This window comes from Nonomuraea turcica, assembly GCF_030718205.1.
Classification (GTDB): Bacteria; Actinomycetota; Actinomycetes; order Streptosporangiales; family Streptosporangiaceae; genus Nonomuraea.
In genome coordinates this window covers 288,856-313,138 of the sequence record NZ_JAUZQF010000015.1, presented here as the reverse complement: position 1 = coordinate 313,138, position 24,283 = coordinate 288,856, and the positions used below count along the sequence as shown (strand labels likewise).

At 69.6% G+C, this 24,283-nt stretch carries 22 protein-coding genes; 13 read left to right on the top strand and 9 right to left on the bottom strand.

Translation table 11 applies throughout. The features are described 5' to 3' along the window. Positions 1–42: 42 nt before the first annotated feature. Together Q9G87_RS35425 and Q9G87_RS35420 are read right to left on the bottom strand one after the other, a co-directional pair. Positions 43–933, bottom strand: coding sequence for an AraC family transcriptional regulator (locus Q9G87_RS35425; protein ID WP_305920916.1), 891 nt, complete (start codon positions 931–933; stop codon positions 43–45). Between the two features lie 10 nt (positions 934–943). After that, positions 944–1,795, bottom strand: a complete 852-nt coding sequence (locus Q9G87_RS35420; protein WP_305920915.1) for a phytanoyl-CoA dioxygenase family protein — start codon at positions 1,793–1,795, stop codon at positions 944–946. Positions 1,796–3,239: 1,444 nt separating this feature from the next. On the opposite strand from Q9G87_RS35420, the gene Q9G87_RS35415 reads away from it, so the two are divergent. Then, the gene (locus tag Q9G87_RS35415; RefSeq protein WP_305920914.1) at positions 3,240–3,464 is read left to right on the top strand and encodes a hypothetical protein; all 225 of its coding nucleotides are present in this window, start codon (positions 3,240–3,242) and stop codon (positions 3,462–3,464) included. Positions 3,465–3,467: 3 nt separating this feature from the next. On the opposite strand, the gene Q9G87_RS35410 is transcribed toward Q9G87_RS35415, so the two are convergent. Continuing rightward, a complete protein-coding gene (locus tag Q9G87_RS35410) occupies positions 3,468–3,653 on the bottom strand; it encodes a hypothetical protein (RefSeq protein WP_305920913.1) in 186 nt (61 codons plus the stop codon). Between the two features lie 267 nt (positions 3,654–3,920). Between Q9G87_RS35410 and Q9G87_RS35405 the strand changes: the two genes are divergently transcribed. The 3 genes from Q9G87_RS35405 to Q9G87_RS35395 all read left to right on the top strand — a co-directional run bounded on the left by Q9G87_RS35405 (position 3,921) and on the right by Q9G87_RS35395 (position 6,179). Beyond that, the gene (locus Q9G87_RS35405) at positions 3,921–4,769 is read left to right on the top strand and encodes a hypothetical protein (protein WP_305920912.1); all 849 of its coding nucleotides are present in this window, start codon (positions 3,921–3,923) and stop codon (positions 4,767–4,769) included. A gap of 155 nt (positions 4,770–4,924) precedes the next feature. After that, positions 4,925–5,920 (top strand): hypothetical protein, encoded by a 996-nt coding sequence (locus tag Q9G87_RS35400; protein ID WP_305920911.1) that lies wholly within the window; start codon positions 4,925–4,927, stop codon positions 5,918–5,920. Positions 5,921–6,032: 112 nt separating this feature from the next. Beyond that, positions 6,033–6,179, top strand: coding sequence for a hypothetical protein (locus tag Q9G87_RS35395; protein WP_305920910.1), 147 nt, complete (start codon positions 6,033–6,035; stop codon positions 6,177–6,179). Positions 6,180–6,293: 114 nt separating this feature from the next. On the opposite strand, the gene Q9G87_RS35390 is transcribed toward Q9G87_RS35395, so the two are convergent. After that, complete coding sequence (locus Q9G87_RS35390) at positions 6,294–6,509, bottom strand: hypothetical protein (protein WP_305920909.1); 216 nt, start codon at positions 6,507–6,509, stop codon at positions 6,294–6,296. A 151-nt stretch (positions 6,510–6,660) separates the two neighbouring features. Here Q9G87_RS35390 and Q9G87_RS35385 point away from each other — a divergent pair, with 151 nt between their 5' ends. Continuing rightward, a complete protein-coding gene (locus tag Q9G87_RS35385; RefSeq protein ID WP_305920908.1) occupies positions 6,661–7,881 on the top strand; it encodes an MFS transporter in 1,221 nt (406 codons plus the stop codon). A gap of 95 nt (positions 7,882–7,976) precedes the next feature. On the opposite strand, the gene Q9G87_RS35380 is transcribed toward Q9G87_RS35385, so the two are convergent. After that, entirely contained in the window at positions 7,977–10,955 is a 2,979-nt protein-coding gene (locus Q9G87_RS35380) for an AfsR/SARP family transcriptional regulator (protein ID WP_305920907.1), read from the bottom strand. Between the two features lie 106 nt (positions 10,956–11,061). Between Q9G87_RS35380 and Q9G87_RS35375 the strand changes: the two genes are divergently transcribed. From Q9G87_RS35375 to Q9G87_RS35355, 5 genes are all read left to right on the top strand, one after another. Continuing rightward, positions 11,062–12,090: an ArsR/SmtB family transcription factor gene (locus Q9G87_RS35375; protein ID WP_305920906.1), complete on the top strand. Its 1,029-nt coding sequence runs from the start codon at positions 11,062–11,064 to the stop codon at positions 12,088–12,090. Between the two features lie 167 nt (positions 12,091–12,257). Next, the gene (locus Q9G87_RS35370; RefSeq protein WP_305920905.1) at positions 12,258–13,640 is read left to right on the top strand and encodes an MDR family MFS transporter; all 1,383 of its coding nucleotides are present in this window, start codon (positions 12,258–12,260) and stop codon (positions 13,638–13,640) included. Beyond that, entirely contained in the window at positions 13,637–15,979 is a 2,343-nt protein-coding gene (locus Q9G87_RS35365; RefSeq protein WP_371825868.1) for a PEP/pyruvate-binding domain-containing protein, read from the top strand. The genes Q9G87_RS35370 and Q9G87_RS35365 overlap by 4 nt, the downstream gene beginning before the upstream one ends. Positions 15,980–15,988: 9 nt before the next feature. After that, the gene (locus Q9G87_RS35360; protein ID WP_305920904.1) at positions 15,989–16,654 is read left to right on the top strand and encodes a TetR/AcrR family transcriptional regulator; all 666 of its coding nucleotides are present in this window, start codon (positions 15,989–15,991) and stop codon (positions 16,652–16,654) included. 201 nt (positions 16,655–16,855) lie between these two features. Further along, positions 16,856–17,698, top strand: coding sequence for a transporter substrate-binding domain-containing protein (locus Q9G87_RS35355; RefSeq protein WP_305920903.1), 843 nt, complete (start codon positions 16,856–16,858; stop codon positions 17,696–17,698). Between the two features lie 318 nt (positions 17,699–18,016). Here Q9G87_RS35355 and Q9G87_RS35350 read toward each other — a convergent pair whose 3' ends face one another. Continuing rightward, positions 18,017–18,715, bottom strand: a complete 699-nt coding sequence (locus Q9G87_RS35350) for a TetR/AcrR family transcriptional regulator (RefSeq protein WP_305920902.1) — start codon at positions 18,713–18,715, stop codon at positions 18,017–18,019. 115 nt (positions 18,716–18,830) lie between these two features. On the opposite strand from Q9G87_RS35350, the gene Q9G87_RS35345 reads away from it, so the two are divergent. From Q9G87_RS35345 to Q9G87_RS35335, 3 genes are read left to right on the top strand one after another with little or no spacing between them, the layout of a single operon-like run. Beyond that, positions 18,831–19,184, top strand: coding sequence for a YrdB family protein (locus Q9G87_RS35345; RefSeq protein ID WP_305920901.1), 354 nt, complete (start codon positions 18,831–18,833; stop codon positions 19,182–19,184). A 2-nt stretch (positions 19,185–19,186) separates the two neighbouring features. After that, positions 19,187–20,098 carry an NAD-dependent epimerase/dehydratase family protein gene (locus Q9G87_RS35340; RefSeq protein ID WP_305920900.1) on the top strand — a complete coding sequence of 304 codons (912 nt, stop codon included), beginning with the start codon at positions 19,187–19,189 and terminating at the stop codon, positions 20,096–20,098. Beyond that, positions 20,095–20,982: a Gfo/Idh/MocA family protein gene (locus Q9G87_RS35335; RefSeq protein ID WP_305920899.1), complete on the top strand. Its 888-nt coding sequence runs from the start codon at positions 20,095–20,097 to the stop codon at positions 20,980–20,982. The genes Q9G87_RS35340 and Q9G87_RS35335 overlap by 4 nt, the downstream gene beginning before the upstream one ends. On the opposite strand, the gene Q9G87_RS35330 is transcribed toward Q9G87_RS35335, so the two are convergent. The 3 genes from Q9G87_RS35330 to Q9G87_RS35320 are packed head-to-tail and all read right to left on the bottom strand — an operon-like array spanning position 20,966 to position 24,220. Further along, a complete protein-coding gene (locus tag Q9G87_RS35330) occupies positions 20,966–21,793 on the bottom strand; it encodes a trypsin-like serine peptidase (protein ID WP_305920898.1) in 828 nt (275 codons plus the stop codon). The genes Q9G87_RS35335 and Q9G87_RS35330 overlap by 17 nt on opposite strands. 58 nt (positions 21,794–21,851) lie before the next feature. Beyond that, complete coding sequence (locus Q9G87_RS35325) at positions 21,852–22,856, bottom strand: acetamidase/formamidase family protein (protein ID WP_305920897.1); 1,005 nt, start codon at positions 22,854–22,856, stop codon at positions 21,852–21,854. After that, complete coding sequence (locus Q9G87_RS35320) at positions 22,853–24,220, bottom strand: APC family permease (protein ID WP_305920896.1); 1,368 nt, start codon at positions 24,218–24,220, stop codon at positions 22,853–22,855. The genes Q9G87_RS35325 and Q9G87_RS35320 overlap by 4 nt, the downstream gene beginning before the upstream one ends. Positions 24,221–24,283: the final 63 nt, after the last annotated feature.

Genomic DNA, 24,283 nt, shown 5'->3' with positions numbered 1-24,283 from the left:
GAACGCGGGTGGGCCACTGGACGCCCGGTGGCCCACCCGCGTTCAGTCGCTTCCACGCGTCATCGTGCGTGGGGCCCGGAGGAGGGACTGCAACGCTGCGAGGCCGCCGGACTCGAGCGGTGACGGTGGTGCGTACTCCGGCGCGGTGGCGCGGAAGGTGGTCGGCGCCATGCCGTAGATCGCGCGGAACCGGCGGGAGAAGTGGTACGCGTCCGCGAAACCGCATTGTACGGCGATCGCCTGCATGGACAGGTTGCTCTGCCACAACAGCGGTTCGGCCCTGGTCAGGCGCAGCAGTTCGATGGCGGCGACCGGACCGACGCCGAACCGCCGTCGGAACGTGCGGCACAGCGTGCTCGGCGAGACCTGGGCGGCCGAGGCGAGTTGCCGCATCGGGATCGGCCTGGCCACACCGTCCGACCAGTGCTCGCGCACCGCGCGCATCATCGCGACGACCGGTTCCGGCAGGGTCGCCGGTGTGCCGGCCGCCGGCGCGGGCTCGGCCAGGAAGGTCAGCACCAGCAGGCGGAGTGTCTCAAGGGCTTGGGACTGCCACCCGGGCGGGCAGCCGGCGCCCAGCCAGAGAAGGTAGTGACACAGGGCGCCCATCGGGTCGTGCCGGCCGGTCAGGTCCCGCACCAGCGGCCAGTCGGCCGAGCTCTGCTGTGCATGACCGGTGAGGGTGAAATGCACGTACGCGTGCCGGGTCGGGGTGCGGGGATCCCAGTGGAAGGAGTCGCGCATGCCCGGCCGGATGAGGAGCAGCTGTCCCGGAGCAAGCGGTAGGACGATGTCGTCCCAGAGCCAGGTGGCGCTGCCCTGGAGTAGCCAGACGAACTGGTATGACCTGGCATCCCGCGGGCCGAAGGTCGAGCCGGGCGGGTAGTCCGCGACGCTCGGCCCGAGGCGGGCCACCAGGTCTACGGAGATCATGCGGCGGTCGTCATTTGTCACAGCCGCCGTCCCGGTTCGGGCGAATCCGCGGTCGGCGCACCTCCTGGAGACCTTTGTATGCGTACGGGTCGGTGCCTGCGACCAGGACTATGTCCCGGAAGTCCGCCTGTGCCATGGCCGTCCCCTCTGGCGGCACACCCCAGGGCAGCAGGGATTCGGCGCTCATGTAGTGGTTGACCAGCGCCCGCCGGTAGCCGCGCCGGCTGGTGTTGGGCAGCGACTTGTGGAGCAGGTAGCCGTTGAACACCACCACGGAGCCTGCCCCGATCTCGACGGGCACCGCGTCGCAGTCGTCGTACGGGAAGTCGTAGGACTCCACGGTGCAGTCGTAGCGCGGGTCGTCGTGCTCGCGGTTCGGGTAGAGCACGCCGGGGCGGTGCGAGCCCGGCAGCACCCAGAGGCAACCGTTCTCCTTGGTGGCGTCGTCGAGCGCGAGCCACGCCGCCGTGAGCGAACGGTCCCGGGTCGGGATGAACATCTCGTCCTGGTGCCAGGCCTGCCCCGGCTCTCCTTCGGACTTGATGAACAACATCGACTGCATCGCCTTGACGTTCGGACCGATCAGCGAGGTGAGCGCCGAAACGATCAACGGATGGCGCATCGTGGCGAGCACCAGGCCGGAGAGCTTGTGCGGGTAGTGGATGCACAGAAACCTGCGCAACACGTCGTCGTCGCTGTCGGCGGACGCGGCCGGTAGCGCGCCCTGGATGTCGCCGAGCTCGCCACGGCAGATGCGCACGGCCTCGTCGACCAGCTTGCCGACCTCGCCGAGGTTCAAGGCGTGTTCCAGGATGAGATAGCCGTCACGCTCGAACTGAGTCTTCAGGTCAATGTCCGTCACCGCTCCATCCTCGCCAGGCGCGGCTCCTTCCGGCCATGGTGCTGGCAAGCACCCGCATAGCGAATAGTGTCACCTGCCGACTGGTCGGTGCGATCGACAGTGCTTCTGCAGCTCCGCCCAGTCGATGGTGAGGGGCAGGGGGTTGCTGATCGCAGGGGTGGGATCGGTTTCCGTCATCAGGGTTCCCACGGCTTGTAGAGCATGGAGGCGAGGTCGAGCCGGTAGCGTTCGACGGTGGACACGCCGGTCTGGTCGAGGCGGACGATCCAGTAGTGGGGGATGCTTCCGATCCAAGCACTTGTCCATCACGACGTCGGGACGGCGTCGTCTGCCGGCGGTCCGATGATCGGGCGTTGGAGCTTCGCAGTAGACGACATAGCCGTCCACGATCTCGATTGCCTTGGCGATCTCTTCTGGGAGCTGTTCGTATTCCTCAGCGGTGACACGGCTCGGTTGAGGACGAATGTTGTGGAGCCAGCTGCCTTCCGGAAGGGCTGTCATCGGCAACTCCTCAATCGCACGGGGCAAGGTTAGCTTGCGTAAAGAGACCGACGGAGTTCGTGGCGCGTTCGCCGAGGCTACGCCGCCGGTGTTCGCGGCCTGGCGACGCTGTAGGCCGTGGCGCGCCATCCGTGCCCTGTTGAGGAATGCAGGCACTGCGAACTGACCTGCGCTGGCGTTCTTTGGCCGATTGCTGGACAACGTAGTGGCGTTCGGATCTTGGCCTCGGGCAACACTACACACAGCAATATGTGGATACGGCTAGCGACTGAGGTGGATGTCACCATGAACAAGGCGATCCTGTTGACTGTGGCCCTTACCGCTGTGGCGGCGACGCTGGCGGCGTTCGGCCTCAGGGTCCTCCGACGGGACTTGCGTCCGGCTTCGGCCAAGGACGGCACGTGACGCCGAGCCATACACCACCTCAGCGGAAAGTTCTCGCCGGGCAGACGGGTGGCTGTGCCTCATACCTGAGTTACGCCGACAGCAGGCTGCGAACACCGAGCGCGGGGATCATCCGTCTGATCGGCACGGGGCTGCGCATGTCGGCCAGGATGCTTTACGCGCTGGCTGAGGACATTGAAGGTCGGCGGCCTCGTAACATCGTGCTGGAGGCCATCTGGGCTGACATTGCGATCACCGAGCGGCAACGGCGGATGTTGATCGATGTGTATGAGTCCTTTCTCAAGCCGGGCTCAGGTGTAAGCCGAGACTCCGCTCGAGAGGTGGGGCGTCGGTAAGAGCATTGTCATTCGGCAGCGACGATCAGCGCTGTGTCACATGCGGGCCAGGACAGCGAGCACCAAGAGGGTGATGACGGCCAGGGCGCCCAGCAGGATGAGCCATATGCGCCGCTTGAGCCCATGCCGGAGGGATACGGAAGGGCGGCATCACCCTCGATGCGGTTGATGGCGTCGATACGGATGGCGAAGTCGGGATCGTCGTGGCTGAGTTCAGCGCTTCGCTCGCCCAGCTGGCCGAGCCAGGGCTGGGCGGCCTGCTGATCCAGGTGCTCAGCGCACCCGTCGCGCTCGCCGTCGACGCGCTGCCCTTCCTGCTCTCTGCGCTGTTCCTGGTCCGCATCCTGCACAGCGAGCAGCCCCCGAGCCGGCTGGCGTGGGCGGATCCGGCAGGAGATCGCCGAAGGGCTGCGCGCGACCTTCGGTAACCGCTACGTCCGGCCTGTCGCCCTGGAGGCGGCCACCTTCAACTTCTTCGGCCAGTTCATCGCTGCCCTCTGCGCCGTGCACGACCTGGGGCTCACCGCCGCGGTCATCGGCGCCATCGCCTCGGCGGCCGCGGCGGGCGCCGTGCTGGGCGCGCTCGCCGCCGAGCCGCTGAGCGCAGACCCGTTCATGGGGCCGTCGCGCGCCCCGGCCGCTGTGGCGGTGAGGCTTCTCTCTCGAGCGTCCGGGCCATGTCTGGTGCCATGTCGCTCGCGCCCGGCGGACCTCGCTGGTCAAAGTCCTCGGTCAAGTGGTCAACGTCGCCACCTGGATGGTCATCGACAGGCCCCGTACGCAGGAGTCGCTGGAAACGTCCGGATGTGGTTCGGCGCTCCGGCGGCTCTCGCTTACGGGTGCCGCTCTCGCCGGAGCACATCCACGCGAGAGGAGAGTTACAGGTGAGATCACCTTCAAAGCTGCGTCGTACGGTGGCCGGGCTGGCAGTGGGCAGCGCCGTCGCCGCTGGCGTGTTCGCCATCGATGCGACCAGCGCCAGCGCCAGCGCCCCTGACCCGTTCGACGGGTTCGGCTCCGATGGGTTCTTCGGGTCCGGCGGTTCGAGTGACCCGGGCGGGTTCAGCCTGCCCGACTCATTCGGCGGCGGTAGCCCCCTCGACGACACCTTCAACGGTCTCGTCGACGACTTCTTCGGCAGCTCCGGGCTGACCGCCCCGCGCACCGGCAGCACGTCGCCGAGCACGTCCGGTGGCGGCTTCGACTTCCCCACCTTCGCCAAGAACACGCTGCAGAAGCTTGGCAGCGAGGCACTGAAGCGGCTGTACGAGAAGAGCACCAAGTCGAAGAACACGTCTCGCAACGGCGGTTCGTTCGGAACGAACGACTGGTACGGCCGGATCCGGCCGGGCCTGCAGGGGCAGAGGTGCCGCCCGCCCGCCTACGTCCGCCTGTTCGGGACCACGGTCCGCAGCGGCAGGTTCGCCTCCCAGGCCTTCATCGGCGGCAGGAACCTCGGCAAGACGCTGATCGTCGGCCGCAACGCCTTCCTGGCCCCCTTCGGCGACAAGCTCAAGCCGCGGAGCACCGCCAGCTACTTCTTCCTGTCCCGGCGGAACGCCGAGTCCTTCAGCCCGCAGCCCAGGGTCGCCAAGAACACCGTTCTGGAAGATCGCACCCGTTACTCGGCGAACTTCCTGGACCGGGGCGTCACTTACACCGTGCTCGTCAAGTACGTCAACACCTGCAACGAGCAGGTCGTCGACGTGCTGGGCCGCGTCCGGCGCCGCTGACCTGCCGCAACGCCGCTGACCTGCCTCAAAAGCGTGACCGCAGCAGTCGCCCGGCGGGAGCCGACCCGCTCCCGCCCGGTTCAGCCCCATGCCAAGACAGAGCCGAGCCGACCGGACGTCCGGCCTGTTACCGACGCATCTAACGAGGTAAACCCATGAATCTGAAGTCCCGATCAACTCGCATCCGCCTCGTGGCCGTGGCCGGCGCGCTCGCCGTCCTGGCCGGCGGAGGGCAGCTGGCGATGAGCCAGGCCATCGCGGATCCTGACCCGTGCAGCGCGGACGCGGGCTCCGAGTGCACCGACGCGTCCCTGGCCGCGGCGGCCATGCCCGACGACGAGACCGACCCGACCGAGGACTCGGCCGGCACCACCGACGCTGCCGCCGCCGACGAGACCGAGGAACCTGTCTCCGAGGAGATCACCGTCAAGACGGAGAACTGGGATGCCGTGTCCGAGGCGACTCTGGAGGCAGAGCAGTCCACAACGGACGAGGCCACCGACACCACGGAGGACACTCAGAGCACCGAGGCCACCGACAGCACGGAGAGCACCGAGGACACCGGCAGCACGCTGGACTCCGAGGACACCGACACCAACGAGATCGACTCCAACGGCGACGGCTCTGACCCGGACGCCGAGTCGAACTCTGAATTCGCCGCCGAGACCACCGAGGAGAAGGTCAAGAAGTTTCGGCAAAGGGCTGTCACCGTACTGACGGGCAACACCAGCTGCGACGAGTTCCTGGACTTCAGTGGCAACGACGCCACGGAAACGATCTCCAAGGTCGCCATTCGGGCCTACCCGCACCTAACCCTTAAAGACGGCGACTACTCGTACGCCTCCGTCGACCCGGCCGATGTCGGCACGGGCAGCAAGGCCACGATCAGCTTGTGGAAGCCGTTCTTCGAGCGTGACCGGATCGATCAGTACCGCACGGGCCTGTCTGGTCGGACCGGGCTCACGACACTCGCCAATGCGGTCCGGCACTGGTCGGAGGACCAGTTCCGCGTGTTCTTCCTCCTTCACGAGACCGCGCACGCCACCGGCAAGCTGAACAACGAGCATGCCTGGAAAGACAAGAAAGGCACGGAGGGCGCCCGCGGATTCGAGCAGGACATGATCGAGAAAGGCTGCGTACCGAAGGGGTGACGTGACGGCGGCCACCATGTAGCTGGCGCCGTTGAGAAACAGCTCCATTGAGCCTGGCTCCCGGCCCGTCGGGGACGGGGGCCTGCTCGCTCCACAAGACCGTGGAGACCTCATGGCGACGCAAGCTGTCGAGATTCCCGGCTACATCGCGGGCAGATGGGTGATCGATTCCGGCGGACTGGGCCCTGTACGCCTCCGCTCTTCGGCGTACCTGAGTCCGGAGAGCGTGCCGTCCGCCTTCCCGGTCCTGACGACGTGAACCTTTCCCGGTGTCGCCGGTTACCGGCTCTCTGTGCGGCCCGCCGGGCCCCCTTGCCGTGGGGCGGGGTGGCTGACCATCCCCGCCCCATCACAACGGGCCGCACGAAGTGGGCTAGCCGCCGAACCTGCTCGCGTTGCCCCCGTGGGTCGAGCTGATCCCCTTACCCCAGCCGATTCCGCTGCTCGAACCGATTCCGCTGCCGCCGCCGAGCCCGCTGCTGCTGCCGAGCCCGCTCCTGTCCGAGGCCGCTGACGCGGCCTGAGTCGTCAGGCCGGTCAGCAGTGTGACTCCCATGACCGCGGCGACGATTCCGGTGACAATCCGCATGTTTCTCCCCCTGTCTGGAGCGGATCTGTGCTGCTGCCCAGGCTCGTCGAGCAGTGTCATAACGGCGTCATAGCCGTAGCACTATGACGCCGATATGACAGCGGCGGGCGATGTTGCTCGGAGCAGCACATCAGCGTCTGGGGGCAGGCACATGGGACAGCGACCGCCCGGGTTCCGCGACGTGTTCGCGGTGGGGGAATTCCGCGCGCTGCTGGCGGCCCAGAGTCTCTCGACGGCCGGTGACCAGGTCGCGCGGCTGGCGCTGGCCATCCTCGCCTACGCCGACACCGGCTCGCCGGTGTTCACCGCGGTCAGCGTGGCGCTCACGTACGTGCCCGAGTTGCTCGGCGGACCGCTGTTGAGCGGGCTCGCCGACCGCTACCCGCGGCGGGAGGTGATGGTCGCGTGCGACCTCGTCCGGGCCGTGCTCATCGCCGCCGCCGCGATTCCGGGCCTGCCGTTGCCCATGCTGTGGCTACTCGTTTTCCTAGTGCAGACGGCGACCGCGCCGGCGCGCGCCGCGCGGTCGGCGAACATGTCGGTCATGCTCAGCGGCGATCACTACACGGTGGGGCTCGCGGTGATGTCCTCGGCCGCGCAGATCGCCTATTTCGGTGGATTCGCCCTGGGCGGCGTGGTGGTGAGCGCGGCGGGGCCGCACGTGGCGCTGCTCGTGGACGCGGGTACGTTCGCCGTCTCCGCGCTGCTGTTCCGCTTCGGGCTCCGGCCGCGCCGCACGAGCAGGCATGACGCCACGATGCTGGGTTCCGTCCGGGCAGGGGTGCGGCTCGTCTGGCGCGACCGCAAGCTCCGCGCGCTGGTGGCGCTGGCTTGGATCTACGGCTTCTATGTCGCGCCGGTCGGTCTCGCGGTGCCGTACGCGGACCAGATCGGCGCGGGAGCGGTGGCAGTCGGCCTGTTCCTCGCCGCCGAGTCCGTCGGCTCGGTAGCGGGCGGCTTGCTGCTCACCCGCTTGCTCTCGGCCGAGGTCCGGTCACGGCTGCTGGGCCCGTTGACCGTGCTCACCGGTGTGCCCTTGGTGGCGATGGTGTTCGCGCCGCCGGTCTGGCTGTCGCTGGTGCTGCTCGTGCTGTCCGGGGTCTTCGTCGCCTACCAGGTGGTCGCGAACGCGATGTTCGTCATGTCGATCGCCGTCGAGTACCGCGGTCAGGCGGTCGGCATCGCAGCGTCGGGGCTGTTCGCCGCGCAGGGTCTCGGGATCTTGGGCTCCGGCCTGCTTGCCGAGGCCGTTGGGCCCGCGGCGAGCATCGCGGCGTTCGCGGCCATCGGGGTGCTGGCTGCGGTTCCGGTCGGCGTCGCCTGGCGGCGGGCGACCCGGCACACCTACGAGTACGCCGGAAAGGAGGGATGATCATGGAGGTCGGACGTGGCTTGGACTGGCACGCGCCGGTCGAGTGGCAGGAGCACAGCGAAGGGCAGCTGCCTGTCGAGTGGCACTGAGCCCGCTCATCCCGCCGGGCGGGTCCGATGGGCCCGCCGGGCGGGGATTCCCGCTTCGACGTCCGGGTCAACGCCGCCGATGGCGGCGATGAGGTCGCGTACCTGGGCGCGGGCTGCCGCGGCCGCCGGCTCGCAGCCGCGCTCGCCGTGCACCTCGGCCACCTGGTGCAGGGCGCGCGCCTGCCAGATCGGTGAGTCGATGGCCCGTGCGAGCCGCTCGGCCCGGCCGAGCCGGTGCAGCGCCGTCTCGTGGTCACGGCGTAACCTGCTGGTCGCGCCGAGTGCCAGCCACGCCTTGGCCGCCACCAAGGGCTCGTCCACGACACCGGCCAGCTCGATCGCCTGATGGAGGTACTCCTCGCCCGAGGCGAGACGATCCCGCTCGATGTGCAGACAGCCCAGACCGTAACGGGCGAAGGCCTCTCCACGCTGGTCGCCGAGGCCGGTGACGGTGCCGAGCAGGTCGGTGAACGCCTGCTCGGCCTCCTCCAGCCGTCCCGACGCGAGGAGCAGTTCGCCGATCCGGTAGACGACTTCCGGGTGCGCGTGCGGGTCGACCGTCCGGCTCGCGGCAAGGGCCTCGGCCAAGTACGGGCGGGCGGAGTCGAGGTGGCCTACGTCCAGCAGGAGTTGACCGAGCAGGCGTAGCACGAGGATCTCCGCGCCCGCGTCCCCGGCCTGGCGTACCGCCTCCAGTGCCTTCTCGCACTGTTCGACCGCGTCGGCGTACAGGCCTCTCATGCCTGACGCGAACGCGGCCACCGCGTTCGCCAGGCCCCAGCCGTGCCGGTCGCCGCACCGTTCGAAGAGTTCCAGGGCCTCCTCGATGGCCGTGGCGGCCGGCTCGTAGCGGTGCCGGTATGCCTCCAGCAGAGCGATCCCGGTGAGCAGGGCGGCGGAGCCGCGGGTGTTGTCCGCCGCGCGGGTGGCCGTGAGGGCGGCCCGATGCGTCTCCTCCCAGTCGTCATAGTGTCCGCGGGTCTGGAACAGCGAAACCGCGCTGACGGCCAGGTCCCAGCACAGCTCGTCCAGGCCGAGCGCGGCGGCCTGGCGGACGGCGGCGACGATGTTCGGGCGCTCGGCCTCGTACCAGGTGAGGGGGTCGGTGTCGACGATGTCCAGGCCGGGCGGTTGCCAGCGGGCGGCCGTGCCGTGCAGGATCGCGTGGTCGCCCCCGTACACCGCCCGGTGCGCCCGCTCGACCAGTGCCAGCCAGCCGCCGAGCACGCGGGGGACGGCCTCGCCGGGCTCGCCGAGCTCGCGGGCGTAAACGCGGACGAGGTCGTGCAAGCGGTACCGCATAGGCCCGGCCACCTGAAGGAGCTGGGCGTCGACAAGGCTGTCGACGAGGTCGGGCGACCCGTTCGCGGCGAGCGCGGTCCAGCCGGGCAGGTCGGGGGTGTCGGTCAGCGCAAGGGCTGAGAGCAGCCGGAGCGCGGCCGGGTCGAGCCCTTCGGCCGACAGCGCGATGCTGCTGCGTACCTCCAGATCGCCGTGCGCGAGCTCGTCGAGCCGCCGCCGCTCGTCCCTGAGCCGCTCCGCCATGTGGCCGACCCGCCAGTGCGGCCGGCCGGCGAGCCGGGCGCCGGCGATCCTGAGCGCCAGGGGCAGGTTTCCACAGAGCCGTACGAGCTCGTCCGCGGCCTCACGTTCGGCTCGCAGCCGGTGAGCGCCGGCCACCTTGGCGAGGAACCGTACCGACTGGGCGGGCTCCAGCTCTCCCAGCTCCATACGGCCGCTGCTGGGCAGGGCACACAGTCTCGACCTGCTGGTGACCAGCACGGCGCAGCCCGCGCCGCCCGGGAGCAGGAGACGTACCTGAGCCTCGTCCACGGCGTCGTCCAGCACGACCAGGACCCGCCGCCCGGACAGGAGTTCCCTGAACCTGGCCGCGCGCTCGTCCTCCCCGGCGGGAAGGTCCTGCACCGGCTCACCCAGCGCGCGCAGGAACTGCGCGAGCACCTCTCCGGGTGTCACGCGCCGATCCTGCACGGCACTCAGCCTGGCGAACAGCTGGCCGTCCGGGAACCGTGCTCGTACACAGTGCGCGACGTGCAGGGCGAGTGTGGTCTTGCCGACCCCGGCCTTGCCCGTGACGATCAGCATGGCCATGGCGGGTCCGGTCTCCGGCCGCAGCACCGCCTCCAGCTCGGCCGCCGCCCGGTCCCGCCCGGTGAAGTCCGGCACGTCGGGCGGTAGCTGGCCCGGGCACGGCCGGTCGGGCTCCCGGTCGAGGTCGAGTGCGGGATCCCCGGTGATGATGGCCTGCTCCAGCCGGGCCAGGCGCGGCTCCGGCTCGAGTCCGAGCTCCGCCACGAAGGTCCGGCGGGCGGCCTGGTAGAGCGCCAGCGCATCGGCCTTGGCGCCGCACCGGTAGAGGGCCAGCATCCGCAGCTCCCACATCCGTTCGCGCAGCGGGTGCTCGCTGGTGAGCGTGGCCAGCTCGGACAGCAGCTCCCGGTGCCGCCCGAGCCGCAACTCCAGCTCCAGACATTCCTCCAGCACGGCCAGGCGGGCCTCCTCCGCGCCGGCCTTCTCCGCCTCCAGGATGGTGGCGTCGATGTCGGACAGGAGGGGGCCCCGCCACAGCGCCAGTCCGCGCCGCAGCGACGCGACGGCCTGCGCATGCCGGCCCTCGGCGGCGGAGCGGCGGCCTGCCTCGACCTGGCCGGCGTACTCAAGCAGGTCGAGCGTGTCCGGGCCGGCCTCGAGCAGGTAGCCGCCCGGCCTGGTCTTGATCACGGCGGGGCAGCCGGCCGCCGCCAGAGTCCTGCGCAGCCGTCCTACGGTGTTGCGGACCTGCCGCAGGGCCGACTCGGGCACCGGATCGGCGAAGGACACCTCGACCAGTTGGTCCACGGTAACCGTGCGGTTGGCGCGAAGCAGCATCAGCGCGAGCGACTCGCGCTGGCGAAGCCCTAGATCCACCACAGCCTCGTGTACGGTGACCTCGATCCGTCCGAGAACATGGAACCGCACAGCCACCTTTACGCCTTCCACCCCGTTTGCCGATAATCGTGGCCACGGGCGTGACGGGGTGTCCACGCGCTGCAGTCATGGCTGAAAAGCCCAGCATGAACAGCGAAGTCGGATGTTACGGATCCATTTCACGAGTGAGGACCTTGCCCGGACGCGGATCGCCACGACGGCCGATCCACTCTGGGAGATCGCGCTGAGCATGTACCGTCTGACGGAGCGCAGGGGCAGGGGCGCGTTCGCCGCCTGGCGGAGCCGTACCCGGGATGATCTGGCCCGGACGGGCGGCATGGCCACCGTGCGGCGGGTCCTGGCGCCGCTCTTCCCCAGCAAGTCCTCCTACTTTCCCGACTTCCTCACCCCTCCCGACGGCGTTCTCGGGCTGGAGGCGGGGGTGGACGCTGTGCTGAGCACGCCGCGGCGGCTGCTCCGCCGGGAGCTGGACAAGCTGGCGGGCAGGACGGGTACGCCGTCATGGGCCTGGGGATTGGCCGACGGTCGCCGGGACGCCTTCCACGATCTGCGGGACGGGCTGCACAGCTATTTCGACACGGTCATCGCACCGTACTGGTCCGACATCCAGGGCATGGTGGACTCTGACCGGGCGGTGCGCGGACGCGCGTTCCTGGACGGTGGAGTCGGCGGCATGCTGGCCGGCTTCCGGCCGATCATGCGCTGGGAGCCGCCCGTGCTGTCGATGGATCATCCGGTGGACCGGGACGTGCATCTCGGCGGGCGAGGGCTGGTGCTGATCCCCTCGTACTTCTGCTGGGGCGCGCCCGTGCCGCTGGCGGATCCCGAGCTGCCGCAGGTGGTGGTCTATCCGATCCAGCGAGATCACCCGCTGGCCGCGCCAATGGGACGCCCGGCGTCCGGCACTCCTGACGCCCGGCTGCTCGGCCCCACCCGCGCCGCTATCCTCCGTGCCACCGTCGACGGAGCGACGACCGGCGAACTCGCCCGGCGCCAGCGGATCTACGCCTCCGGCGTGAGCCAGCACACCCAGGTGTTGCGGGAAGCAGGCCTGATCGTCAGCCGGAGGATGGGCACCCAGGTCATTCACACCATCACCCCTTTGGGCGCGGCCTTGCTGGCGGGCCCAACGGGCGGTGGGCCTGCTGGAGATCGGCGCCCGCGCTGGTGACATCGCGCGATTCCTCGATTGTGGGCGGCAAGGCAAGCTTACGGAAGCCATGAGCAGGCTGCCGCTATGGCGGCCATGTGCATCGAGGCCCGATAGTGAACGTTGCGTTTCTATGGGCTGAATCGTATTCTCTTTAGAGAACGATTCGTTCTCTAAGGGGCGGTGCCATGGGTCTTGTGTTGTCGGGTCTGATACTGGCGATGCTGCTGGGCGCGCTCGATCAGACGATCATGGCTCCCGCTCTCCCGGCCGTGGCGGGTAGTCTCGGCGGGCTCGATCAGATGCCTGCCGTCGTCACCGCCTACCTCGCCGCCGCCACCGTCGTCATGCCCGTCTACGGCAAGCTCGGCGACCGGTACGGCCGCAAGCCCACCATGCAGGTCGCCATCGTCATCTTCGTCACCGGTGCCGTGCTGTGCGCCCTCGCCACGTCGATGCCGCAGTTCATCGCCTTCCGCGCGGTGCAGGGGCTCGGCGGGGGCGGGTTGATGATCGGGGCGCAGGCGATCATCGGGGAGATCGTCAGCCCGCGTGAGCGGGGCCGCTATCTCGGCTTCATCGGCGCCGCGTACGTCGTGGCCGCCGTGGGCGGGCCGCTGGTCGGCGGGTTCTTCATCGACTCGCTCGGGTGGCGGTGGATCTTCGCCATCTACCCGCCGCTCGGGCTGGTGGCCCTGGTCGTGCTGAGTGTCACCTTGCGCCTGCCGAGGCCCCAGAACCACCGGATGCCGTTCGATGTCGTGGGCGCGCTCACGCTCGCCGTCGCCGTCGTGGGTGTCGTCATGGTGGGGCAGACCCGGGAGCCGGTCTACCTGCTGATGGCAGGGGGCGGGGTGGTGGCGTGGCTGGTCAGTGCCCGCTTCGCCAAGGATCCGATCCTGCCGCTGCGGCTCTTCCGCGATCGGGCCTTCGCCGTGCCTGTGGCGATCAGCCTGCTCATCGGGTTCGCGTTGTTCGGGACGATCACGTACATGCCGGCGTATCTGCAGATCGCGCTGGAGACCAGCGCGACGCAGGCGGGGCTGCTGGTGACCGCGCTCATGGGCGGGGTCCTCGTCACCACGGTCGTGTCCGGGCGGCTGATCACGCGGACCGGGGTGTACAAGCCATACCCCATCGCGGGCACGGCGGCGGCGGCCGTCGGGCTGGCGCTAGTCGGGGTCGCGGGGGGCTCGCCGCTCGCGCTGGCCGGTGCGATGCTGCTGACCGGGCTCGGAGTCGGGCTGGTCATGCAGGTCGTGGTGCTGGCCGCGCAGAACGCCGTCGAGCACGCCGACCTCGGCACCGCCACCTCCTCGGTCACGTTCCTGCGGCAGATCGGGGCGTCGGCCGGGGTCGCGCTCGTCGGCGCGCTCATCACGCTGAGGTCCGGGATCCCCGCCACCGCCACCCCGTCGGACCTGCCGGACGGTGTCCGCGACGCGTTCGCCGCGGCCGCGCCGCCCGTGTTCGCCGCCATGGCGCCGCTGCTCGCCGTGGCGTTCTTCCTCGCGCTGGCCCTGCCGGCGCGCCCGCTCCGCACCCGAGCCTACGTCGAGGAGACATCGTGAAACTCGTCGCACCCCTGAGCGCGTTCGGCCGGGGCGACCTGGCCATGGCCGGCGGCAAGGGCGCCAACCTGGGAGAGCTCGTCAGGAACGGCTTCCCGGTTCCGGATGGCTTCGTCGTCACCACGCACGCCTACGACCTCGTCGCCCAAGGTCACACGGGGCGGGCGTACTTCGAGCAGGTCGAGCTGCCCGATGACCTGCGGCAGGCCGTTCTCGGCGCCTACGCCGAGCTCGGCGGCGGGCCGGTGGCGGTGCGGTCGAGCGCGACCGCCGAGGACCTGCCGGGGGCCGCGTTCGCCGGGCAGCAGGACACCTTCCTCAACGTCGTCGGTGAGGAAGCTCTGCTCGACGCGGTACGACGCTGCTGGGGCTCCCTGTGGACCGACCGCGCCGTCGCCTACCGCGCCAGGCTGGGCATCGACGACGTGAGCATTGCGGTGGTCGTGCAGAGCATGGTCGAGGCCGCCACGGCAGGCGTCATGTTCACCGCGAACCCGGTCAGCGGCGACCGCACCCAGCTCGTCATCGACGCCAGCAGCGGCCTGGGCGAGGCCGTCGTGTCCGGCCTGGTCACCCCGGACCACTACGTCGTCGACGCCGGGGGCGACATACAGTTCACCCCCGGCCGCCGTGAGGTCGTCATCCGGGGCAAGGCGGGCGGCGGGGTCACGCGTGAGGCCGGTGTGACGGCGGGGGAGCGGCTGCCCGACGCGGTGGTCGAGGAGCTGGCGGAGCTCGGCCGGCGAGTCGCCGGACATTTCGGGCGGCCGCAGGACATCGAGTGGGCTTGGTCGGGTGGCAGGGTCTCCCTGCTGCAGGCCCGGCCCATGACCGCACTGCCGCCGCCCCCGGTCGGCAGGCTCAACCCGATCCAGCGCCGCCTGGCCGGCGTGCTGACCGAATACCTCCCGGTTCGGCCGTACCCGATCGACATGTCGACCTGGATCCCGTACGGCCCGGCCGGGCTGATGGGGAAGGTGACCGGCGCCTTCGGGTTGCGCCGCGGTTTCGAGGGGTTCCTGCGCGAGGAGGACGGCGTCGTCTACGCGTTCGTGCCGCCGATGCCGCACCCCACGCTCGGGGTGCTCGCCGCGCCGTTCCGCGTCGTGGCCAAGGCCCGGCGGTACGACCCGGCCCGCTGGAGCGAGGACCGGCGCTTCCTCGACTACCTGGCGGACGTCCGGCGGCTGGCCGCCCGCGACCTGGCCGCGATGCCGTGGACGGAGCTGATCCGCGTGCCCAGGCAGGCGCTCGCCCTGGTGGCGCCGGTGGCCGACCTGCGCATCGACTACCTGCCGGGCACCGGGCTCGCGTTGCTGCGGCTGCTGGTGGCGGTCAAGCTGCTGGGACGTGGCAGGTTGTTCGGCGGCCTGCTGTTCGGCGCGGTCACCCGGACCACTGAAGCCAACCAGGCGCTGACGCGGCTGGCCGAGCTGGCCAGGCGCACCGGCGCGCTCGACGCGGACCCGCCGCCCGCCGAGTTCCAGGCCGCGTTCCAGGAGTTCATGGCCGAATACGGCCACCGCGAGACCGTCAGCCCGATCCTCGTCACCCCGCCCTCCTGGGCCGATGACCCTGAGACCGTCCACGGCCTGATCGGGGTGCTGGCCGCCGAGCCGTCCGAGCGGAAGGAGTCCGACGACGCGCTGGAGCGCCTCCTGGACCACCCGCTGCTGCGCAACCCGCGCCGGCGGGCCCGCATGACGCGCTGGGTGGCGGCCGCCCGCGCCGGGGTCGCCTTCCGCGAGGACAGCCACTTTTACTTCACGATGCCGCAGCCCATCCTGCGGAGATCACTGGTGGAGCTGGGGCGGCGACTGCGCGACAAGGGCGTGCTCGATCGGCCCGAGGACGTCTTCCACCTCCGGCTGGAGGAGCTGGAGTCGTTCCAGGACACCGCGGCGGACCGGGAGCGGCTGCGGGAGACCGCGCGGGCACGGGCGGTCAAACGGGAGGAGCTGGCCGGCACGCGGCTCATCGACCCCGCCGCGATCTTCCCCGCCCGCCAGGCCGGCGACGCGCTGCTCACCGGATCGCCCGCCAGCGGCGGCGTCGTGACAGGGCCGGTAAAGGTGATCAAGGGGCCGGCCGAGTTCGGCAAGCTGGAGGTGGGCGACGTCCTCGTCTGCCCCTACACCAACCCCTCGTGGACGCCGCTGTTCCAGCAGGCCGCTGCCGTGGTCGTGGACAGCGGCGGCGCAGCGTCGCACGCGGCGATCGTGGCCAGAGAGTACGGCATCCCGGCTGTCATGGGAACGGGCACGGGAACGTCCGTGCTGGAGGACGGCCGGCTCGTCACCGTCAACGGTGACACCGGCACGGTTACGGGCGCTGCTTAGGATCGCCCTATGGTGACCGACCACCGCAAGCAGCCGCGCCGCCGGGGAGAGGCGCTCAACGCCGCCATCTACCAGGCGACGCTCGACGAGCTGGCCGAGAGCGGCTACGCCGGACTGAAGATGGAACGGGTGGCCGAGCGGGCAAGGGCCAGCAAGGCCTCGCTCTATCGGCGCTGGCCGACCCGCATCGAGCTGGTGATGGAGGCGGTCCGCAACACGCTGCCCACCCCCGAGTCCACGCCCGACACCGGCAGCCTGCGCGGTGACCTGATGGCCATGCTGGGTCATGCCGCACACGTTCTGTCGGGACCCGCGGGCGAGGCGATGCGGGGGCTGCTGGGCGAGGCGCTCAGCAGCGGGTCCCCGCTGCGCGCCATGCGCAAGACGTCCCAGGGGATGGGCAGGAAGACGATAGAGGAGGTCGTCCGGCGTGCCGTGGAGCGCGGCGAGGTCGATCCGGAGGCGGTCACACCGCGCCGCCTGGACGCGGGGCACGCGCTCCTGCGCCACCATTTCCTGTTCAACGGCACACCCATCCCCGACGAGCTGGTCGTCCAGATCGTGGACGAGGTGCTCGTCCCGCTGCTGACCGGCCGGATCACGCAGGACTGCGCCGGCCGAACCGGAGGCGACCGCGAGGGTGTGCGCGGTCGTGCGCGCAGAGGCACAACTTAGAGCGCGTACCCCAGAACTCGTCGAACGGCTGGCGCTCGCGCGGTTGCCCTCCGGCGCCCACGCGCACCGCCGTCAAACAGGTCGCGGCCGTGATCGCTGAACAAGCCTCAGCGTCGATGGTCTCTAACCGCACCGGACATTGATCGTTTTATGTGGCAAAATCGCCGAAAGTTAGGTCCCAGTTACGTAGGAGCAAGAATCATGAGGCGTACCACCATATTCTCCGCCCTGGCTCTGACCCTCTCGGCCGTGCTCGTCGGCATGCTCTTCCTCACGGGGCAGGGCGGTACCGCCGCCGCGGTCAGCGCCACGGCCGATGCCGCGGGCGGTAAGGAAGGTACGCTCCTGGACAAGATCCCACAGCGTGGCCGGCTGCGAGTCTGCACCACCGGCGACTACCGGCCCTTCACCTACCTGGACCCGAAGACGGGCGATCGGACCGGCATCGACATTGACATGGCCAGGCACTTGGCGAGCAGCCTGGGTGTGCAGGCCACGTTTGTGCCGACCACGTGGGCCAAGATCGTCGACGACCTGGCCGCGAACAAGTGCGATGTCAGCATGGGCGGCGTTTCGGTGACTCTGGCAAGGGCACGCAAGGCGTATTTCAGCACCCCCTATATCACCGACGGCAAGGCTCCTATCGCCCGCTGCGCCGACAAGGACAAGTACCAGACTCTCGAGCAGATCGACCAGCCCGGCGTCCGAGTGATCGTCAACCCGGGGGGTACCAACCAGCAGTTCGTCCAGGCGAACATCAAGAAGGCCACGGTCATCACTCATCCCGACAACAACACCATCCACGAGGAGATCGTGGCGGGAAGGGCAGATGTGATGATCACGGATGCCTCCGAGACCCGCTATCAGGCCAAGATCCGCCCCGAGCTGTGCGCGATCAATCCGGACAAGCCGTTCACCTTCGCGGAGAAGGCGTACATGCTGCCCCGAGGTGACGAGGTGTTCAAGGAGTACGTCGACCAGTGGGTTCACTTGAGCGTCAACGACGGCACCTACGCCCGCCACGCTGCCCCCTGGCAGGACTGAATCCCACCTAGTCGGGGGATCGAGGTGGCGGTTGTCGCGACGGTGCCGCCACCGCCGTCCCAGGACTAGGTCACGCGTCGATGCTCATAGCGCCCTCGGCCAGCGTGATGGACGAGGCCGACCAGAACTGCCAGTTCCCGGCCTTGTCCCCGGCGACGAGCAAAACGGCCTGTCGCTCTGCGGGCATCGTCGCTTGGTCAAGCCGGCGATAAGCCTGGGTCGCCGGGCGAGGTGGTCAGGGTCAGCCCGGGTGTCGGGTGGCTGGTGTCCAAGTCTGGCGCCAGCGTCACGTCCGTGAAGCGGCCGGGCTCTGGTCTCTCACTCGGCAAGCCCCATCATCGCGGCCATGAGCCGCATCGAGTGGTCGAAGGCGGTGCGGCGGTCCTCGATGGTGTTGTTGTACTGGCCGAACAGCTCGAAGCTGACCCAGCCGTACAGGGCGGTCCATGCCATCACGCCGCGGAAGATCACGTCGTCGGGGGCGTCGGGAATGAGGACGCGGACGGCGGCCGCGTCCGCCTGGAGCGAGGGCGGGGGAGGGGGGACCGGCTGGGCCGGGGTGAGGGCGGCCGCCTGGTGGGCCTCCGACAGAATGCGGCCGAACACGATCGTGTCGCGCACGGCGGCGGGGACCGTGTCCTGCGGGGCTTGGTAGCCGGGCACGGGCGAGCCGTAGAGCAAGGAGTACTCGTGCGGGTGTGCCAGTGCCCAGTCGCGCACGGCGTGGCAGACGGCCAGCCACCGGCCGAGAAAGTCCGCTCGCGGGCAGCCCGCATCGGCCTGCTCCACGGCCTCGCCGACGGCGTTGTAGCCGTCGATGATCAATGCGGTGAGCAGGTCGTCGCGGCTCGGGAAATAGCGGTAGATGGCCGAGGAGACCATGCCCATCTCCCGCGCCACGGCCCGCAGTGACAGGCCGCCGGCGCCCTCGGTGGCAAGCTGGCGGCGTGCGATGTCGGTGATCTCTCTGGTGAGCTCCGCCCTGACACGTTCTCTGGCGGTACGGCCGGCTGTCATGCCAGCAGGCTATCAGAGCAGTGAGAAGAAACGAGAGCACTGCTCTTGACGAACAGTGCTCTATTGAGAGAGCATTGCTCTCGTAAGCCAGTGACATCGCCCACGGAGGCCCCGGATGTTCGACCTCGCCAAGCACGCCAACGCGGCCCTGATGTTCCTCTTGGAGCTCGGCGTGCTGGTCTCTGTGGGCTACTGGGGGTTCACCGTCAGCCCCAACTGGGCGATCAAGCTCCTGGCCGGGCTCGGCGGGCCGGCGCTGTTCATCGCCGCATGGGCGCTGTTCGGGGCCGGTGGTGGCGCGAACGCCACGTTCCCGCTCACCGGCCTGGCCCGCGCCGCCCTGGAGATCGTCTGGTTCGGCGGCGGCTCCCTGGCGCTCTACGCCTCCGGCCTGACGGCCTCCGCGGCCGTCTTCTTTGCTCTCTTCGTCCTCAACGCGGTCCTCCGCATCATCTGGAAGCAGGTCTGATCATGGGTAAGCACGTCGTGGTGGGTTCGGGCCAGGTCGGCACGCACGTGGCCACCAAGCTCCTCGACCAAGGGCACGAGGTCACCGTGGTGACCCGTTCGGGCAGCGGACCCGAAGGGGCGGTCAAGGTGGCCGCGGATGTGGCCGACAAGAACAGGATGATCGAGATCACCCGGGGGGCGGACGTCCTCTACAACGCCGTCAACCCGAAGTATCACCGCTGGCTGACCGACTGGCCGCCGATGGCCGAGTCCTTCCTGGCCGCCGCCGAGGCGAGCGGCGCCGTGTACGTGATGCTCGGCAACCTCTACCCGTACGGGCCCGTCTCGGTCCCGATGACCGAGGACCTGCCGCTCGCCTCGGCCAACCCCAAGTTCCGGGTACGGGCGAAGATGTGGGCCGACGCGCTGGCCGCCCACGAGGCCGGCCGGATCAGGGCGACCGAGGTGCGCGGCTCCGACTACTTCGGCCCGGGCGCCACCGACCAGTCCTACCTCGGTGACCGGTTCCTCGTCCCGCTCCGGGCGGGCAAGACGATCCAGCTCGTCTGGCCTGCTGACATCCCGCACAGCTTCACGTACCTGCCCGACGTGGCCGACGCCCTGATCGTGGCGGGCGGGGACGAGCGGGCCTGGGGCAAGCCCTGGCACGTGCCGACCGCCGAGCCGGTGACCTTCCGCGAGATCGGGGAGCGGATGGCCGCCCTGCTCGGACGCCCCGCGCCCCGGATGGTTCAGCTGCCGTGGCCCGTGGTTCGGGCGGTCGGCCTCTTCTCGCCCATGATCGGCGAGCTCGGGCACGTGCGCTACCAGTTCACCGCGCCCTTCGTGCTCGACTCGTCGGCTTTCCAGCGCACGTTCGGCGTGGCGCCTACCCCGATCGACCAGGCGCTCAAAGCTACGCTCGACGGGTGAAGATAGCCATGATCGGCCTGGGTGACATCGCGGAGAAGGCCTACCTGCCCGTGCTCGCCGCCCAGCCCGCCCTCGACCTCCACCTCTGCACCCGCAACAGCGCCCGGCTCGACCGGCTCGGCGACGCCTACCGCATCGCCCGCCGGTCGGCGAGCGTGGACGAGGTGATCAAGGCGAGGGTCGACGCGGCGTTCGTGCACGCCGCGACCGGCGCGCACGCGGAGATCGTCGAGCCGCTGCTCAGCGCCGGGATCCACGTCTACGTCGACAAGCCGATCGCGTACACGCTCGAGGAGTGCGAGCGCCTCGTACGGCTCGCGAAGGCCGAGGACAGGTCGCTGATGGTCGGCTTCAACCGCCGCTACGCGCCCGGATATGTCGGACTTGCCGCTCATCCTCGACACCTCATCCTCATGGAGAAAAACCGCGACAACCACCCCGACGAGCCCCGCCGGGTGATATTTGATGACTTCATCCATGTGGTGGACACCCTCCGCTTCCTCGCCCCCGGCCCGATCAGCGGCACCACGATCCGGACCCGGGTCACGAACGGCCTGATCGAGCACATGGTCCTGGAGTTGTCGGGCGACGGTTTCACCGCCATCGGCATCATGAACCGGATGAGCGGCGCCGCCGAGGAGACCTGCGAGGCCATGGGCGACGGCGTCAAGCGCCGCGTGGTCAACCTCGGCGACGTCATCGACTACCGCAACGGCGAGCGGCTCGTCCGGCGGCCCGACTGGGTGCCCGTGGCCAGGCAGCGCGGCATCGAGCAGATCTGCCTGGAGTTCCTCGCCGCCGTCGGCGAGGGCCGAAGGATCGACGCCGACGACGCGCTGCGCACGCACGAGCTGTGCGAGGAGATCGTCAGCCAGGCCGCTTGACCTGCATCGCCCGGTCGGCCCTGGCGAACATGCGCTCGAAGGGCCGGCCGCCCAGCCTGGTCAGCACGGTATAGCCCTTCGCGTCACGCAACGGGCTGGACGACGACACGACGCCCGCGATCGCGCCGCCGTACAACACGGGACCGCCGCTGCCGCCGGCGGCGGCGTGGCAGTTATGCGTGATCATCAGGCCGCGGCCGTCCGAGACGCCCTCGACCGCGTCGCCCAGGCACCGGTGCAGCCGCAACCCCCGATAGCCCTTGCCCGCCGGGTAGCCGAGCAACTCGAGCCCGCGCAGCGCGGTGCCCCTGGCGGTCGGCATCGTCCGCAGCCCGCTCCCGGTCACGTCCTCCAGCGGGCGCCGCTGTGCCATCACCCCGACCAGGCCGACGTCGTACGGCAGCAACTCGGCCGAGAACGGCTCCTTCCGCCACTTGGCCGGCACCCACGTGCGCGCGACCCGCCATACCCCCAGCCGCGGGCGGCCTCGGTCGTAGCCCGGTATGAAGGCGAGCTGCTTCAGCCGCCGGCCCCGGTGATGAAGGCAGTGCGCCGCCGTCAGCACCAGGCTGCGGCTGCGCGAACCGATCACCGTGCCTCCGCACACCACGTCCCGCCGTGTGACGGGATCTCGGCCGACCAGCAGCCCCGTGAGCCGCCGCGCCCCCGTATAGGGGCGCGGGACCGGGGCGTAACCCAGACGATCCCCGTTCGGGGTCAGAACTTGGGGGACGGGGATGTTACGTTGCGACACCTCGGCGATGACGGCGGTTGGATCGAGCAGGACCAGGGAAAGCACCAGCCTGAGCACCCTCCCAGTGTTAGCAGAAGATGATCAGTGCGCTGATCTGCAACAATCATTGTTTTACCTAACCTGTGTACTGGGAACCCAGGGTTCGCAGCCGGGCATGCGCGTCTTCGTAGACGGCGGGCTCGCCGAGGTAGGCCTTCGGCAGCTTGGCCACCATCGTGTAGTTGGTGTCGCACACGTTGCCCACCGGCGCCTGCCCCGCCTGGCTGACCAGCTGATACGCGTCGAGCGTGTCCAGCCCGGTCAGCTCCGACGTCCAGGTGACCAGGTCGTGCTGGCTGATCCGGTACGCGTCCTCCAGCGGCCGGGCCGAGCCCGTCGACATCAGGTGCAGATCGTCCTCCAGCCGCGGCCACGGCGTGGCCACGCCCTTGATCAGCTCCACCGCGACCACCGTGTTCATGGCCGACTCGACCGCGGTGCCGCACACCTCGCCGTGCCCCTGCAGCCCGTGCCCGTCGCCGATCGCGAACATCCCGCCCTCGACGTTGACCCCCAGGTAGACGGTGACTCCGGCACGCAGCTCGGGGGTGTCCATGTTGCCGCCGTGCGCGTCCGGGGTGATCGTCATGCGGGCCTCGTTCGCGCCGGGGGCCACGCCGACCGTGCCGTGCATGGGGTCGAGCGGCAGTTCGACGCTGAAGTCGCTGTTGCGGGCGTGGTAGACGGCCACCCCCTTGTCGAGGTCGATGTCGTAGCGCCAGACCCGCTCCTCGAGCGGCGGCTGGAGCATGGCCGTGGTGTGGGTGCCGGTGAGCGCGCCGAAGTGGGGGAACGTGGTCGACACCGCCCAGTCCCTGGCCGGGGTGATCTTGATGAAGTGCAGGGCGAGGGTGTCGCCGGGCTCGGCGCCCTCGACGTGGAACGGCCCCGTCACCGGGTTGAGGTAGGGGAACTCGCACACCTGCGACGGCAGGTCCTCGACGCTCCGGACCAGGCCGCCGAAGCAGTCCTCGGTGTACAACTCCAGGATCGTGCCCGGACGTACCTTGCCCAGGGCCGCGCGCCCCCCGAAGGTGTAGCTCAGCTCCTCAGGCGAGGGATGGTAGGACACGACGTTCACTGGACCTCCTGGGGAAGCACAGGCCGGCGGCCCGTGACGTAGGTGATACCGAGGACGACCAGGCCGACGGCGAGCCAGATGCCGCCGACCCACTGGGCGTGCACGTTCTGGTTGACCACGACGGCCACCAGCACGATGAAGCCGATCACCGGCGCGACCAGGTGCGCGAGCCAGTTGCGGCTGCCGCGCTTGACGACGTAGTACACGACGACGGAGATGTGCAGCACCAGGAACGCCGTCATGGCGCCGAAGTTGACCAGCGAGGCCAGCTCGCCGATGCCGTTCGCCCTGGTGCTCATGTAGATGCCGAGGATCAGCGAGATCGCCGCCACGACGAGGGTCGCGTTGACCGGCACCTTGTGCTTGGGGTCCACCCTGCCGAGGAACGAGGGCAGCTGCCGGTCCCGGCCCATCGCGAACAGCAGCCGCGACGTGGCCGCCTGGGCGACCAGCGAGTTGGCGAAGCCCCACGCGACGGCCGTGGCCACGGCGGTCAGCACCGACAGCCAGGCCCCGCCGGCGAACGCGGCGGTGTCGTAGAAGGCGCTGCCGGCCGGGTCGCCGTTCGTGATCAGGTTGTCCCTGTTGGGCGTCAGTAGCGCCGCCACCCAGGTCTGCACCACGAACAACACCGCGGCCAGGCCCAGCGCGGCCACCATGGACCGGCCGAGCCGCTGCGCGTCCTCGCGGTTCTCCTCCGCCAGGGTCGAGATGCCGTCGAAGCCGAGGAACGACAGCACGGCCACCGACGCGGCGGCCAGCACCACGCTCCAGGCGAACCCGGAGGAGTCGAAGATCGGTGTGAGGAAGCCGGTCTGCGCCTTGCCCTGGGCCAGCGCGACGACGCCGACCACCAGGAAGATCGCCAGCACCGCCAGCTCGGCCACCAGCATGATCCGGGTGATCCTGGCCGTCATCTGGATGCCGAGGTAGTTCACGACCGTGTTGAGCACGACGAAGGCGACCAGCCACGCCCAGACGGGGATCGCGGGCACGAACGAGTTCATGGCCACGCTGGCCACCAGGTAGAGCAGCGACGGCACGAGCACGTAGTCGAGCAGGATCGCCCATCCCGCCATGAACCCGACCGGCGCGCCAATGCCGCGCCCGGCGTAGGTGTAGACCGAGCCGGCCATGGGGAAGGCGCGCGCCATCTGCGCGTACGACAGCGCCGTGAACGCCATGGCGACGAGCCCGATGACGTACGCCAGCGCCACCATCCCGTGGGAGACGGCGAAGACGTTTCCGAAGATGCCGAACGGCGCGATCGGCACCATGAAGATCAAGCCATAGATCATCAGATCGGCGAAGCCTAAGGAACGGTTGAGCTCCTGGCGGTAGCCGAACTGCTCAATTGCGCTCATGTACTGCTCCTCGCTGCTTGGGGGGCGATTCGCACATTAGAGGCAAAGTCTTATACGGAAAAG

Bases quoted from the DNA above. Each gene is read 5' to 3' on its own strand.
- Q9G87_RS35385 (WP_305920908.1), top strand. From the start codon at position 6,661: ATGGGACAGCGACCGCCCGGGTTCCGCGACGTGTTCGCGGTGGGGGAA.
- Q9G87_RS35350 (WP_305920902.1), bottom strand. From the start codon at position 18,715: ATGACAGCCGGCCGTACCGCCAGAGAACGTGTCAGGGCGGAGCTCACC.
- Q9G87_RS35390 (WP_305920909.1), bottom strand. From the start codon at position 6,509: ATGCGGATTGTCACCGGAATCGTCGCCGCGGTCATGGGAGTCACACTG.
- Q9G87_RS35370 (WP_305920905.1), top strand. From the start codon at position 12,258: ATGGGTCTTGTGTTGTCGGGTCTGATACTGGCGATGCTGCTGGGCGCG.
- Q9G87_RS35400 (WP_305920911.1), top strand. From the start codon at position 4,925: ATGAATCTGAAGTCCCGATCAACTCGCATCCGCCTCGTGGCCGTGGCC.
- Q9G87_RS35340 (WP_305920900.1), top strand. From the start codon at position 19,187: ATGGGTAAGCACGTCGTGGTGGGTTCGGGCCAGGTCGGCACGCACGTG.
- Q9G87_RS35345 (WP_305920901.1), top strand. From the start codon at position 18,831: ATGTTCGACCTCGCCAAGCACGCCAACGCGGCCCTGATGTTCCTCTTG.
- Q9G87_RS35320 (WP_305920896.1), bottom strand. From the start codon at position 24,220: ATGAGCGCAATTGAGCAGTTCGGCTACCGCCAGGAGCTCAACCGTTCC.
- Q9G87_RS35360 (WP_305920904.1), top strand. From the start codon at position 15,989: ATGGTGACCGACCACCGCAAGCAGCCGCGCCGCCGGGGAGAGGCGCTC.
- Q9G87_RS35355 (WP_305920903.1), top strand. From the start codon at position 16,856: ATGAGGCGTACCACCATATTCTCCGCCCTGGCTCTGACCCTCTCGGCC.
- Q9G87_RS35395 (WP_305920910.1), top strand. From the start codon at position 6,033: ATGGCGACGCAAGCTGTCGAGATTCCCGGCTACATCGCGGGCAGATGG.
- Q9G87_RS35410 (WP_305920913.1), bottom strand. From the start codon at position 3,653: ATGAACGGGTCTGCGCTCAGCGGCTCGGCGGCGAGCGCGCCCAGCACG.
- Q9G87_RS35425 (WP_305920916.1), bottom strand. From the start codon at position 933: ATGATCTCCGTAGACCTGGTGGCCCGCCTCGGGCCGAGCGTCGCGGAC.
- Q9G87_RS35375 (WP_305920906.1), top strand. From the start codon at position 11,062: ATGTTACGGATCCATTTCACGAGTGAGGACCTTGCCCGGACGCGGATC.